This is a genomic window from Psychrobacter aestuarii (genome assembly GCF_904846035.1).
Taxonomy (GTDB): Bacteria; Pseudomonadota; Gammaproteobacteria; order Pseudomonadales; family Moraxellaceae; genus Psychrobacter; species Psychrobacter aestuarii.
Map to the genome: position 1 here is coordinate 1 of NZ_CAJGYT010000002.1, position 13,791 is coordinate 13,791.

14 protein-coding genes are annotated in these 13,791 nt (G+C 40.5%); 8 read left to right on the forward strand and 6 right to left on the reverse strand.

The features are described from left to right. Positions 1-68: 68 nt before the first annotated feature. Positions 69-650 carry an NAD(P)H-dependent oxidoreductase gene (locus JMW05_RS11850; protein ID WP_201505675.1) on the reverse strand — a complete coding sequence of 194 codons (582 nt, stop codon included), beginning with the start codon at positions 648-650 and terminating at the stop codon, positions 69-71. A gap of 80 nt (positions 651-730) precedes the next feature. Beyond that, positions 731-1,936: an MFS transporter gene (locus JMW05_RS11855; protein WP_201505676.1), complete on the reverse strand. Its 1,206-nt coding sequence runs from the start codon at positions 1,934-1,936 to the stop codon at positions 731-733. Between the two features lie 66 nt (positions 1,937-2,002). On the opposite strand from JMW05_RS11855, the gene JMW05_RS11860 reads away from it, so the two are divergent. After that, entirely contained in the window at positions 2,003-2,818 is an 816-nt protein-coding gene (locus tag JMW05_RS11860; protein WP_265090615.1) for an AraC family transcriptional regulator, read from the forward strand. An 844-nt stretch (positions 2,819-3,662) separates the two neighbouring features. Here the strand turns inward: JMW05_RS11860 and JMW05_RS11865 are convergent. Beyond that, the gene (locus JMW05_RS11865) at positions 3,663-4,238 is read right to left on the reverse strand and encodes a hypothetical protein (RefSeq protein WP_201505678.1); all 576 of its coding nucleotides are present in this window, start codon (positions 4,236-4,238) and stop codon (positions 3,663-3,665) included. A 250-nt stretch (positions 4,239-4,488) separates the two neighbouring features. Here JMW05_RS11865 and JMW05_RS11870 point away from each other — a divergent pair, with 250 nt between their 5' ends. Continuing rightward, positions 4,489-4,809, forward strand: a complete 321-nt coding sequence (locus JMW05_RS11870) for a MobC family plasmid mobilization relaxosome protein (RefSeq protein ID WP_227691577.1) — start codon at positions 4,489-4,491, stop codon at positions 4,807-4,809. Then, complete coding sequence (locus tag JMW05_RS11875; RefSeq protein ID WP_201505688.1) at positions 4,806-5,840, forward strand: relaxase family protein; 1,035 nt, start codon at positions 4,806-4,808, stop codon at positions 5,838-5,840. The genes JMW05_RS11870 and JMW05_RS11875 overlap by 4 nt, the downstream gene beginning before the upstream one ends. Before the next feature lie 7 nt (positions 5,841-5,847). On the opposite strand, the gene JMW05_RS11880 is transcribed toward JMW05_RS11875, so the two are convergent. Together JMW05_RS11880 and JMW05_RS11885 are read right to left on the reverse strand one after the other, a co-directional pair. Next, on the reverse strand, positions 5,848-6,357 hold the full coding sequence (locus JMW05_RS11880) for a plasmid replication DNA-binding protein (RefSeq protein ID WP_201505690.1): 510 nt from the start codon (positions 6,355-6,357) through the stop codon (positions 5,848-5,850). An 84-nt stretch (positions 6,358-6,441) separates the two neighbouring features. After that, complete coding sequence (locus tag JMW05_RS11885) at positions 6,442-7,050, reverse strand: recombinase family protein (RefSeq protein ID WP_201505691.1); 609 nt, start codon at positions 7,048-7,050, stop codon at positions 6,442-6,444. Positions 7,051-7,577: 527 nt separating this feature from the next. Here JMW05_RS11885 and JMW05_RS11890 point away from each other — a divergent pair. The 3 genes from JMW05_RS11890 to JMW05_RS11900 are packed head-to-tail and all read left to right on the forward strand — an operon-like array spanning position 7,578 to position 10,891. Then, on the forward strand, positions 7,578-7,766 hold the full coding sequence (locus JMW05_RS11890; protein WP_201505693.1) for a hypothetical protein: 189 nt from the start codon (positions 7,578-7,580) through the stop codon (positions 7,764-7,766). Beyond that, a complete protein-coding gene (locus JMW05_RS11895) occupies positions 7,763-8,884 on the forward strand; it encodes a type 2 periplasmic-binding domain-containing protein (protein ID WP_201505695.1) in 1,122 nt (373 codons plus the stop codon). The genes JMW05_RS11890 and JMW05_RS11895 overlap by 4 nt, the downstream gene beginning before the upstream one ends. Positions 8,885-8,893: 9 nt before the next feature. Continuing rightward, positions 8,894-10,891 (forward strand): tripartite tricarboxylate transporter permease, encoded by a 1,998-nt coding sequence (locus JMW05_RS11900; protein WP_201505696.1) that lies wholly within the window; start codon positions 8,894-8,896, stop codon positions 10,889-10,891. A 271-nt stretch (positions 10,892-11,162) separates the two neighbouring features. On the opposite strand, the gene repM is transcribed toward JMW05_RS11900, so the two are convergent. After that, the gene (gene repM, locus JMW05_RS11905) at positions 11,163-12,104 is read right to left on the reverse strand and encodes a replication initiation protein RepM (RefSeq protein WP_201505698.1); all 942 of its coding nucleotides are present in this window, start codon (positions 12,102-12,104) and stop codon (positions 11,163-11,165) included. Between the two features lie 394 nt (positions 12,105-12,498). On the opposite strand from repM, the gene JMW05_RS11910 reads away from it, so the two are divergent. Continuing rightward, the gene (locus JMW05_RS11910) at positions 12,499-12,909 is read left to right on the forward strand and encodes a DoxX family protein (protein WP_201505700.1); all 411 of its coding nucleotides are present in this window, start codon (positions 12,499-12,501) and stop codon (positions 12,907-12,909) included. A gap of 141 nt (positions 12,910-13,050) precedes the next feature. Further along, on the forward strand, positions 13,051-13,677 hold the full coding sequence (locus JMW05_RS11915; protein ID WP_201505702.1) for a TetR/AcrR family transcriptional regulator: 627 nt from the start codon (positions 13,051-13,053) through the stop codon (positions 13,675-13,677). Positions 13,678-13,791 lie beyond the last annotated feature (114 nt).

Consider the following 13,791-nt stretch of genomic DNA (forward strand, 5'->3'; position numbering starts at 1 on the left):
ATCATACTGATAATATCTTATTAAGATATCTTGAAATATTATCTGTGTTTTCGTCAATGTAGTTCAGTTCAACGAAAGTATCGATCGAGGTGCTGGTGATACTTAGCAATGTCCTGCTCAATCTGCGGATTTTTTTCGACATCGTTGGCAATGAAGGTAGGGAGAGCTTCCAACCCAAGGAACTGATTGGCCTTATGGAAGTGTAGGTAAACACCCTCGACCCCTACGCCATGAAAGAATTGCTTCGGGTCATCGAAAGCTTCCTGCGGCGCGTTCCAAGTTAGCGACAGCATGTACTTTTTACCCCGCAACAAACCACCACTGCCGTATTTTTTCGAGTCGTCGATACGTGAGCGACCATCGTTGGCATACAGGACGCCATGGCCAGCAGTGAAGACTTCATCAATGTAGCGCTTGACTGTCCAAGGCTCGCCCATCCACCAACCTGGCATCTGATAGATGATGATATCGCTGTTGGCGATTTTCTGAACTTCCTCGTCAACTGAGTAGGGAGCATCGACAACTGTAGTTGAGACTTGGTGACCGAGTGCAGTAAGATGATCGGCAGCCAGTGTGGCAAACATATTATTAAGCTCGCCCTTTGATATAAGAAATGATTTGGCGCCGTTGATTATTAGTATGTTGCTCATAGATTTTACTCAATAGTTAATATGGAAGTCTTAATATGGCAGCTCTGTGGTGGTATACACATATCTGCCATGGTTTCTAATTAGTGAGCTGTGCTTCTAAGCGATGGATCAGGTTCAAGATGGGCATTGCGCCCAGCCATCATCCCACTGTATGCACCGGCAACAGAGATGGCGGCGGTTATTAATAGTGGTACAGTCCAACCCCCAATCCAATCATGCAGTTGACCTAGCAGCAAAGGACCTGCCGCTGCCATCAGATAGCCGACACACTGTGCCATGCCTGATAAAGCAGCAGCGTCATCGGCATTGGTTGTGCGTAAACCTACAAACGTCAGACCGAGCATCATGCTAGCACCAGAGCCGAAGCCTAAAAAAGCAGCCCACAACACGGAAAGGTTCGGAAAATAAACAAATCCGATTAGTGATAGTGCAACTAACAAACTCACGGTTACCGCTGCTAACTTTTGATCTTTTAAACGACGAAGTGTGGCTGCCAGTATTAGCCCGGGAATAGCTGTGGCGAGTTGCAACGTCCCGTGCACAGATCCTGCTTGTCCAGCTGATAATCCATTGTCTATTAAGATAGTGGGTAGCCACCCGACAGCGACGTAAAAAGGCATTGCGTTGAGCCCCATAAACAGGGTGACTTGCCACGCTAACGGCGATTTCCAAACGTTCACGCTTGCCGATTTTTCTCTATTCGATAATTTTACCGCATCATTTTTTTTCAGCTGTGGTATCCAGAACATAAGGGCAAGTAGTGGGACTATGATTAACAAGCCTAAAGCAATAGGCCAGCTCCAACTCTGCGCTATAGGAACAATTATTACAGACCCTATCGCACCTACTGCACCCATAGTAATGGAGTAAGCCCCCGTCATAGATGCCATATTTGCTGGAAATTCACGTTTAATCAGACCAGGTAACAGCACGTTGCCAAAAGCAACTCCCACCCCTATTAGCATAGTGCCGATGTATAAAGTCCATACACTACCCGCAGAGCGCAGTAGAATACCTGATAGAATAATGATCATCGCCACAAAAAGTGTGCGTTCTAATCCGAATTGACGAGCGAACGAAGCACTTATTGGCGAAAATGCTGCAAATGCAAGCAAAGGCAATGAAGTGAGTAGACCTACTGATGAGGAGCTTAGACCAAAGTCGTTTTGCACGAGCGGCAGAACGGGTGCGATTGCTGTGAAGGTAACACGTAGATTAGCAGCAATAAAAAGTATTCCTACGATAAGCACAATAGCGTGCCACTTGTTTTTAGCGGTATTGAGCATGCTCTCTAGCTTTCTTTAAAAAAAGAAGCACTTTAAAGTATTTGATATCTCTATAATATAGATAATATGACAATTAATACCTATATTATGCCAATTTTTAAAAAAACAGTGTCATCACCAGTAGATTTTGATTCTAATAGATTCGCACAGGCCGCGGTTGCTCTTCAGCTTGCACCAGTATCAAATGACTCTGAAATCGAACCCCATGATCATCGTAAAGGTCAGTTGATTATGTCTTTGCATGGTGCAGTCAGTTGTAAGGTTCCAAATGCACTCTGGCTTGTGCCTCCTCAGCACGCCCTTTGGATTCCTGGCGGTACGACTCATAGTTGCCATGTTACTCAAAATGCTCGTACTTGCTTTTTATTCGTTGAGCCTGACGCGTCGGAGATGCCTAGAAATTGTTGTACCGTTGCGATCACGCCATTAGTAAGAGAGTTGATACTTTATCTTTCTGAGCAGGAACCTTCATACGCTGCTGAAAGCAAAACTGCACGTTTGGTTGCTGTCCTACTCGAGCAGCTTTCCGATGCAGCAGTGAAAGAGCTTTATTTACCAATATCAGACGATCCGAGGATCAGATACATTGCGGATACGCTCTTTGCAGACCCAAGTAACCGCACCACGCTGCGTCAATGGGCAGAGCAGTTGGCAACGAGTGAGCGATCACTGGCTAGACTGGTGAAAAGCGATACGGGACTAAGTTTTGGGCGCTGGCGTCAGCAGTTACATCTGATGATTGCATTGAATAAACTGGCAGAGGGACAATCTGTGCAGAGCGTGGCGGGTACTTTAGGATATGACTCTGTTAATGCATTCATAACTATGTTTAAAAAATCTTTAGGTAAATCGCCTACTCAATATTTTTCATCATTACGTTGATGTATATATCAAGTTGCTAGTGATAACTCCAAAAAATAAACCCCCCTACTACTTGACGTATTAGGGGGGTTTATCGTTTAATGTTCATTAACGGTTACAGACGTTTGGCGACGCCTGTAACGACCAAATAAGCATCCAAAGTGCGTTATTTGACCAGCAGTAAAGCCCATTAGTGGTTATTTTAGCAAACTATGTTGGCATTGCAATCAAATTTCATAATTTACTACAGTAATTCCTTCTACTTACTCAGTAAAACCGTCTATTTGCTCGTTACTTTCGCCCTATCAGCACTTTGTAACTGTTCCCTAGCAATGGGTGGCAGGCCTCAGTGACGACTGCATTGTGTGGGTGACAAGCAAGCTTGAGACAGGGGTTACTAGACATATTAAGCAACGCAATGAGAGGTTATATAAGCGTATTCGTAGCGGTATATTGGGTTAATGAACCCTTGCTAGCATAGAAATGGCTATATAGCGGTTATGAGCGTGTCTAGGCGGTGCTATCAGCCGTAATCATGACAGAGTCAGCGTGATACCGTGATGACTTCCCGAGACGATGCCGAGCGACCGACAGGCAGTTGTCAGGGCAATACTCTAAAGGGTTTGCAAGTTTTTACTTGTGAGCGCTTTAGGGTGAGTGTTGCCCAAAACTTCATCCTCACTCTCTCCAAGCAGTTGTCCACAGAGTTGTCCATCAGGGTTGTCCACATAGATAGGGCAACAGCGCGGAGCCCTTTAGGTTTAGCTCAAGCGCTGTTGCCCTATCTGCTTATGTGGACATACGCTGTGGGCATACTCTAGTGGGCATACTGATTAGAGAGAGTGAGGTGGGAAATTGAAAAAAATTATTTTGAATTTTTCTTTTGAATAGCGTGTTTTTGCTTCTGATAGGCATTAGCAAAGGGTAAAAGGCTATTAGGGATTGTCATGTATATCTTATAAGGTTTTATCTCTTCGTTAGTCATACCTAGCTCTTTTTTGATCTTGAAACGTAGGTTTATAATGGCTTTTCGATGTCTATGGAAAATAAACGCCTCTAGAAGTAATCTGTAGTTGTCCAAGTCTGCTTTGATAATATCAAGTACATTTTGAGATGATATATTGCTAAACGGATCTTTATGATCTTTTAGGAAGCTTAGTTTTTTATTATCAACGCTTGTCCCTAGTAATTCTAGTATTTGAGAAGCTCTATACATGTTTATCTGACTGTGAAGCTTTTCGATACTTGGTGTATGCTCTACTATTCTTTTGAATATGTAGTAATCCTCTGGATAATTTTTAGCATTTTTGCTATTAAAATTTAGAGTCATTGCACCGCTTATGAAAGCAATAAATAACTGTTTGGCTATAGCCCCCTCCTTTCTCATAGCGTTCACACGCATCATGTTTACTTTACGCTTAGAGTACGGTACTTCACTCATTATTTCGCCCCAATGTTCTTATAAAGTATCAATCATACCCTATTTATTATATATATAGACATTTGTTTCTCTACGTTAAGAGGTATATATAGACATACAATTTCTATTGTATACAGACATTTATGATACTATTTTAAGCTAGCAGTCCTAAGAGGGGGCTATTTTCGCTTTGCTACAATCCCCCCTTCTTAGGTGCTGGCAAAGGGGCTATCGCCCCCTTGACCCCCAACCCGAGAAAGGAGTCGATGTGATGCCACAAATTAGTGGTAAAAAAAGGACCAAAGAAATTGCGATTCGCGTAACTGAAGATGAACTGGCTAAGCTGAAACAGCGGCAGCAAGGAACGACAATGGCAGGATGGATGCGTGATTTGGGTTTAGGGGTAACGCCAATGAAGCCAGCTGATCCTGAGCTGGTTCGCGCACTTGGTCGTATTGGCTCAAACCTTAATCAGATTGCCAAGCACGTCAATACTGATAAGAAAATAGACGAGAATGTGTTTGAGCAGATGCAAGCTATCAGAACTGCAATAGATACGCTACTTAATGAGCATTTGCGAGGTAAGGGATGATTGTCAAATTCTTTAACCGAGGCAAAGGATCAGGCGCAGGACCTATTAACTACCTACTGGGTAGTGATAATAGCCTTAGGGAAGGTGCGAAGGTACTTTATGGCAATCCTAAGCTCACTGAGCAGCTAATCAATACCACACCCTATAAACAAAAATATAAGGCAGGGGTTCTTTCTTTTACTGAGGATGCTACTCAATTTACAGATAAGCAGAAAAAAGACATCATGCAGCGCTTTGAAAATACGTTGTTTGTAGGACTTGACCCCGATCAATATGACATTTTATGGGTAGAGCATAGCGATAAGAACGGACGGCTTGAACTGAACTTTGTCATTCCTTGCCAAGAGCTTAGAAGTGGTAAAAGATTACAGCCCTTTTATGCAGGTGCTGACCTGGTACGGGTAAATGCTTTTAAAAATATTATCAATCAAGAATACGGTTTGACTGACCCCAATGATCCTAAGCGAAAGCGTTTGATAAATCCTTATGTAAATAATGCTTCGCGTCCTGCACTGTATGATAAACAGGTCAATTATCAAGATAAAGAAGACGATGAAATTATTGCTAACCCTAAGAGCGATTCCGCTTTAAAAGGAGCTATTGATCGAAAAATGCGCGATAGCCTAGAAGAACGTATGTTCCTTAACCGCGGTAGCGTGTTTCATACCCTGAGAAGAATGGGATTGAAAATTGAGAGAGTAACGCGAAGCAGTGTCAGTGTGTCTCATCCTGACCTAAAGCGAAATATTAGGCTCAAAGGTACTATCTATGAAGAGGGGTTTTATGGCTTGGCACAGAGAGCACATGTCGTAGAAGAGCGTCAAAAGGATTATGAGAGCGTCAATAGGTCACGCGGTAATTGGGATCTGAAAACGTGGACTACAGGTATGGAGATTAAGAAAACATATCATCAAAAGTTGTATGGTGATATTAAAGCACCTGAGCCTTTAGAGCTAAAGATCAAAAGCGTTGTTCAGGATAAACCAAATAGGCCGACGCCGCGACGCTCTTACAGTATGCCAAGACCGTAATAAACAATTAAAACCCAAACCATCTTTTCTTTTTCGGAGCTGTAGCTGCAGCCTTTATTTCAGGTGACAGATCTGTCTGCGGTTGCTGATGACCTTTTTCATGTTCAGAACCTTTAAACTCCAGTAGTCTGATCTGTGTTAAGTCATGAATACTGGCATTTGCTTTTTCTAGTGTTATATTGAGCTGTTTGATTTGATCTTGATAATTTTCTATTAGCTGCTTTTGAGCGTGGACTTGCTGTTCTAAGTGCTTATTTTTCAGCTTTTCGAGTGCTAATTGATGTTCAAGTACTGTACAGTCCTGTACGTTTTGACTGTTCGAAGACGTACCGTTATTAGTATTCATTGTTTGTTCAGTACGTTTTTTGGCAGCTGGCTCTCCAAAAACTCGAATCATCTCTGAAGTATCAATTTGCTTGTCAGCCGTTCTGGAAAGCTCGCCCTCATTGATTTTCTGGTAAATGGTGGTTCTCGATACCCCCCACTGTTTTGCTGCTTTAGTTACTGAAATTTTCATGTTTGACCTAGTGTTCAAGTACGTTTTTAAGATCTGTACAGTGCAACTGTTCAGAACGTTTTCTAGATAACTATCGCATGAATCTCACTGTTTAGCCACATCAGCAATCAATTGACGAGAACATCTGGTCATACTTTGTATCTCAGAATAACTGTGGCCAGCTGTCAGCAGACTGGCGATGATTGTGCGTTTGCCAGTATCTTTTCTACGCCCCTTATATTTACCTTCAGCTTTGGCGCGAGCGATACCTTGCATCTGGCGATGGCGACGATCTTCATAATCTTTACGAGCAATTGCGGCAAGCATATCAAGCATCATGTCGTTGATAGCACGCAGCACGCTATCCATAAATTCGGAGTTCTTTTTTTGCTGTAGAGCCATATAAGACGTTGGCAGCTCTTTTGATACTACAGAGAGGTGTTTGGCTGACAGCTTTTGCTTGAGAATATTCCAGTCGGATGGAGTCAGCCGCGCTAAGCGATCTATCTGCTCGACTAAAATTACATCGCCATCATGAGCGTCCTCGATAAGTTGCATCAGTTGTGGGCGCTCTAGCGTTGTTCCAGATTCATTCTCAGTATAGAAAGCAGCTATTTTATGGTGATGATCATTTGCAAAGGCGATGAGTTCGCTCTTAGCACGTTTGGCATCTTGTTCTTTGGTCGAAGCGCGAAGATAAGCTCTAATAAACATAAGCACCTAGAATAGTCTGTTATAAGTGGTTCTATTATAGCAGTCTGTTATAGGTAGTCTATTTATAACTTCTGGGGTCTATTTGGGGTGGTTCCAGTAGGGTATACCCATGAAAACAATATTAAAATCACTTAGCTCTGGTGTGTAATCAGTAGCTCGCAAAGGCTAAGTAGTAAAAATTTTTAGCACTGCACCATAATTAAATAGACATTAATTATAAATTCATCTATAAGTATCTGACAAATCCATTGTTTTTTGGTCTAAAACAATGAGTCAGTGAAGTGCTCTTCCCGTGTTAATCACCTTCAAAGTTGAGAGCGGAGTAATCTATTTCAAACTCCTCCCATGCCCTCCTTCATAAAACTTTAGAAGATATAAATCTATATTCATAGTGATGCACTTGTAGTTCGGGAAGAGATTTATCAAGCCTAGATCTTTAGTATAGATAGACAAAAATTTCCTCGTTGCCTATTAGCGATAGAGGGTGCATATACTATCGCTCTGAAAAAGTCAAAAATAGGTGGTGAATGATGAAGGATGTTGTAATAAAAGCAGCACGGATGCGAGGCAGTACCAGTAAGTATTGGCTTCCTGAATATGAAGATTCACAACGTTGCGAAATGGGTAAAGATATATCTGGTACTTGTAGAACCATTGCCAAAGCAACTATTAATATTCTCTTAAACCTTTTGCCAAAGGAAGTGGCAATATCATGATGACTATGAAAAATAATAAGACAAAAAAGTATGGTGCACGTCGTCTAATTAGCATTGCTATGTTACCGATTTTTCTATTTACAACTGCTTGTGCACCAGAACAAGCTAGCTATAAGCCAACAGGACCTGGTGTTGTGGATGTGATGGTACCGTATGGTTCAGGTGGTGGTACAGATACATGGGCACGTTTTATTACTCAGTCCTTTGCCGAAGAAAGTCCAGAAATCGATCGCTATCAGGTAATCAATGTGCCAGGTGGTGAAACTATTACGGGTACTAACGCCTTTGTTAAAAGTGGTGTTAATAATGGTCAGTACTTGATGATCACCTCTGCAACTACCTATTTCCAAGATATGCTAGATCACAAGACCGCTCACTTTGACTTTTCTAAACTTGAACCATTAGTCATTAATGGGACAGGTGCGGTTTTGTGGACTAACGGTGAGACTGGCATTAAAAATGTCAACGACCTACGAAATGCGCCTGAAGAACTTTTATATGGTGGGATGAGTGCGTCTGGTTTGGACTTGATTGCAATCTTAGCACTTGAAGCTTTAGGTGTACCTGTTAGGGGCGTTTTTGGTTTTGAGGGTCGTGGTCCTACCAGACTGGCAGTACAACGTGGAGAAACTAATTTAGATTTTCAGACGACCGCAACTTACTTATCTCAGCTTGCTGAGGGGGAAAAGACTGGCGAAGTCGTGCCATTGTTTAGTATGGGTATTCCTGTGAATGGTAAGGTCGAGCGTGACCCGAACTTACCAAATGTTCCAACCTTTGAAGAGATGTACCAAAAATATGGTGGTAAAACTGAGCACCAACGAATGGCGTATGAAGCGTTCCAAGCGTTCGTAGTGTCTGGTCTTTATTATCAAAAAGGTATGTGGGGAAATGAAGGCACTAGTCAAGAAGTCATTGATCAATATGATGCCATGGTGAAGAAGCTTAATAATGACAAGGAGTTTATGCAAAAAGCTAAGGATGCTTTAGGAGGGTATCAGTTAATTTCAGGCAAGGAAGCGAAAGAAGATTTTCGTAAAGCATTAAAGGTAAGCCCTGAAACTATGGACTTTATATCCAAGTTATTACTTGAAAAATATGGAACAGCTATTCACTAAGGAAAGGTCATGATAGACGTGATATTCTCAGCATTAGGACAGCTCGCTGATACCCAAATGCTTATGTTTTTGTTAATTGGAGTCATTGTCGGTGTTCTTATTGGCGTGACACCAGGTATAGGTGGTACAGGTGCGGTAGCTGTACTTATGCCTTTTGTTTTTACACTTGAGCCAAATCAGGCTATCGCCATGATTATCGGTGCGGTGGCCGTCGTACATACATCTGATGTCATTACTTCAGTTGTCTTAGGAATACCTGGCTCTGCATCCGCTTCAGTATTTCTACTGGATGGTTATAAGATGGCACAAAAAGGCGAAGGAGGTAGAGCGTTAAGTGCCAGTTTTATTGCATCCACACTAGGTGGTCTATTTGGTATTGTTGCTTTGACCTTTGTTGTGCCTATTGCAAAGCCAATTGTCACCGCTTTTGGCTCACCAGAAATCTTTTCTTTGATTGTAGCAGGGGTTTTCTTAACTGCCATGTTGTCAAAAGGCAATATGACCAAAGGTTTGATGATTTCAGTATTCGGATTGGCACTTGGCTTTGTCGGAGTATCACCGATTAGTGCAGAATACCGATTTACCTTTGATATAGAATTCCTAAGCGATGGCATCAACTTGGTAGCTGTGGCATTGGGCGTATTTGGTCTAGCAGAAATTATTGGCTTGATTGCTCAAAAAACTGCAGTTTCTAGCCAAAGAATTAATGTTGGTGGTGGGCAGAAAGAAGGTTTCAAAGATATTTTGCGCTATCCCTTTGCTGTACTTCAAGGAGCAGCTATTGGTACTGCCATTGGTTTCTTACCTGGCGTTGGTTCTACTGCAGGTTCATGGATTTCATACGGACAGGCACAAGCTTTTGCTGCACGTAAAGGTGATTCCAAATTTGGTGAGGGTGACCCAAGGGGTGTTATTGCCCCTTCCGCCGCAAGTAATGGTATTGAATCAGGTGCTTTGATTCCAACATTGATTTTTGGTGTACCAGGTGCAGCACCTTTTGCCTTGCTACTAGGCGTACTACTGGTTTTCGGTATTCAACCAGGTCCTGCAATGATGACAAAGCATCTTGATCTGGTTTATTTTATCGTATGGGCTTTTGCCCTTGCGAGTATTGCAGGTGCCGTTTTTTCATTTTTGTTAGCTCAACCTTTAGCTCGCCTATCATTCATACCTTTCCCGATTCTAGCTGCTGCACTAATTCCAATTATATTTATGAGTGGCTTTCAAGGTCCCATCGATCTCAACATCTTTTACATGATGTTGTTATTAGGTCTGATTGGATGGCTATGTAAGGAATGTGATATTCCTCGTGCACCTTTTCTTATTTCTTTTGTTCTTGCAGAACCATTAGAAAGATATTTTTTCTTGACGGTAAAAGTGTATGAACCAACTGAATGGTTGACACGTCCTTTTGTCATGGTTGTTCTACTGATTCTTGTAGGTGCATTGGTCATACCCTTTGTCCGTAGACAACTGGCTAAGAAAAAGGCTATCGATAATGGTGAGAGTGTTAAAGCAGCTGCAATTGTTGAAGCCGATGGCGGCCACGCAACCAACAAGGTTCGCTTGGTTACAACAATAGTTTTCCTACTTTTCTTTATTATGCAATTTACACTCGCATTGCAGTATTCTGGTGATGGTGGTTTATTTCCAAAGGTAACTGGCATCGTAGGTATTGGATTATCTTTCGTCGCACTAGTTGTTGATATTTTTAGGATGCGTCGCTCTCCTGATAGCCAAGCTACAATTCAGTTATGGAGAGGTACTGTCATTACTGTTCTTATTTCTACAGGTTGGGTTCTCGCCTTTATTTGGCTTGTATTCACGGTAGGCATGCTAATAGGTAGTATTATTTTTGCTGTACTATTCTTGCTAGTAGTGGCACGTATGAATGCTGTAAAAACTGTCATTTATACTATCGGTATTGCTGGATTTCTATTGGTAATGGAACATTTTGCCTATATGGTAATGCCTCTGGGCTATTTACAACTATGGATGCAAGGATAACTATTGTTTTCTAAAACAATGTAACGACTAAAAACCATCATTGAAGCAACTTATGGAAAGTATATTTTTCATGAGCTGCTTCAATGATAACTTTGTCTTCAAGCTTCGGCGCACTCTCATTTTTTTCAACATAGGTACTTATTTTCATTATTTACCTGTTCTTCGCTAGAGCTTATATGCAATATACGAGAAGATTCATTGCAACTTATATGAATTGCCTACAGCATGAGTTGGAAAAACATCATTTTGGTACTTATATGTTATTAATATTCTAAGAAGACTGAAAGCCTATCTTTTCAAGATAAGGCATATAAAAATCATGCTTACTCTCATCCAATAACTCAAGCTCAATTCGTTCAGCAAATGCTTTATAATCCTCACCCTGCTTAGCATAATTAGCCAACTCGCTCATTCTCGACAGCCTGGCTGCAAACATTCCCCTCTGTTTGTCTGTCATTTTTAGGGAAGCTAGCATGTTCGGCATATCACTACTTCTACTTTTTTCCAACAACTTTTTAGCTTGAGCTTTTAGTCTGAACTTGAAGGTAAAACCTATAATAACCCTACCTTGTTTATGTTGTTCATATTGAACTGTGATATCAGTATGTTCGTTAATCTGTTTTATTGCTAAATCTAGAACCCTTCTTTTAAAAGCCTCTATTCTCTTGTATTCATCTACCAATCCCAGTTTTTTTCGTAACTCTGAAAGCGATATTGGGTTTGTTTTCCTCACTGATCGCCATTGTATGATCAACTCATAGAGCCTAATAGCATATTCACTTTGTAACCCTACAACCTGTTTCAACTCATACTCTGTATATCTAGCTTCGAGTCTAGTAATTAACGGTATCACATCGCTTGCAAAAACAAGTTCAACGCATCCTAAATCGTCGATATAACCAATTTTATCGACCCATCGACTTCTATAGTGACCTATTTTTCCTGATCGTTCGTCAAGTTTACTGTAAGCAAAACCTGCTTCATACAACCCGTTTACAGCTCTTTTCATAGCTTCATAAGATGTATGTTTCTCTACATCAAATTGTTTGGCATAGCTCTGAGCATAAATTCTTAGTAGTCCACCAGCCTCTATTAAAGTTTTTTGCTCTCTAGCTTCAATGATAGCTAAAAAGATCAGCCGTTGCTCAACTACACCTAAGCTGTAGCTTGCCCCTATCAAAGAATTATCTTTAGTAACTAACTGCTTTTGCATTGCGACCCCTTATGTACTCTAAGCAACTCTAATACGCACGTGCTGATAAAGCAACAAATTAAAATTTAAGTTGCTTTATGGGTCGTAAGACGTTGCTTTATGGGTCGTAAGACGTTGCTTTATGGGTCGTAAGACGTTGCTTTATGGGTCGTAAGACGTTGCTTTATGGGTCGTAAGACGTTGCTTTATGGGTCTTGAAAGCCTTTATTACCAAGAGGTACAGCGGATTTAAAAACATTAAAAACTTTTAAAAACATTAAAAACCTTTTTTTAATTTCTTCTGTAGTGAGAAACCTTGGTTTTATGGATTACATGAATTTATTTCCAATCCTCTATCAATCTCTAAAAATAATTACTATACTATCCAGTATAGTAATTATTTTTAGAGATTGATATGCAGGAAATTATTATCACCTTGTTAGGTAGCTCTATCATTTTAGTGATTGCGAAAGTTATTCTAACCCTCGTATTTTGGATGGCAGGTCTGTTTGGTATATTCAACTTCAAAATTATTGTACAAGAAATGATTGATGCGAACCTTCCTGTACCTAAGCTTTTCGCAGTTGCAACTATAGGAACTCAGCTCTTAGGGTCCTTGCTCATAATTACTAATTTTGCTGGTTTTGGATGGCTAGGTGCTGGTTGGTTAGCAATATTTCTTTTATTAACAATTCCAATAGGACATCCATTTTGGAAGTTTGATGAACCAAAGCGAACACATGAATTTCATATTGTACTTGAACATATAACTGTAGTTGGTGGACTCATGTTAGCTGGTATTTTATCTGTTTTATCAGCTGTATAAAAAATCAAAAATCGTTCAATGTAATGTGAGTTAGTAAACCCATTGAATATCAATACTATTATTAATAGGATTGATATCCTATTTGCCATAGTTATAAATATTTCTTTCTATTGAAAGATAAGCTTAAAGGAGGTTTACACTATGCAAGAAAAAAGACGACCAGGTAGACCAACAGACAATCTGAAAAAGACCACCATACTTAATTGTGCTCGCAACTTGTTTCTCCAGAAAGGTCCAGAAGTTACACTCGACGAAATAGCGGCATTCTCAGGTGTTGCAAAAGCAACTTTGTACGCTAAATTCAAGGATAAACAAGCACTGATAGAAGCTGTTATACGTCGTGAATCCGCTTTGACAATAACAGAAGAAGAATTTATTAGACTCAAAGAAATACCAATTTCAGAGGCTTTATATGACTTTGGTGTGCAATATCTGAGATTTATAAACAATCGGGATTTACTAAATTGGGATCGATTGATAGCTAGTTTAGAGTCTGATAATACAGATTTGCCCAAACATTTTTTTGCTTTAGGGCCAGGACGTGGGCAAAAGCTACTTACGAGGCTGATCGAAAATGCGATAGTTAATAAAGAATTGCCAGTGTGTGAATCTACTCAGGCAGCAGATATACTAACAGGTATGTGGTTAGGTTTTGTAAACCTTGAAATTAAATTAGGTGCTCGAGAACCATTAACCCATAGCGAAATCGACGAACGTGTAGAGCAAGGAATACGTAATTTTTATAAAATATATCGAATTAGTGATTAAGTGAATGTAGTTTGTCCATACTGCCATAATAGATACTATGGCAGTATGGCTGGCTCACTATATATAGGTATTGAAGTAATAATTGTAAATAATGGCTTAACGATTATAAATTCC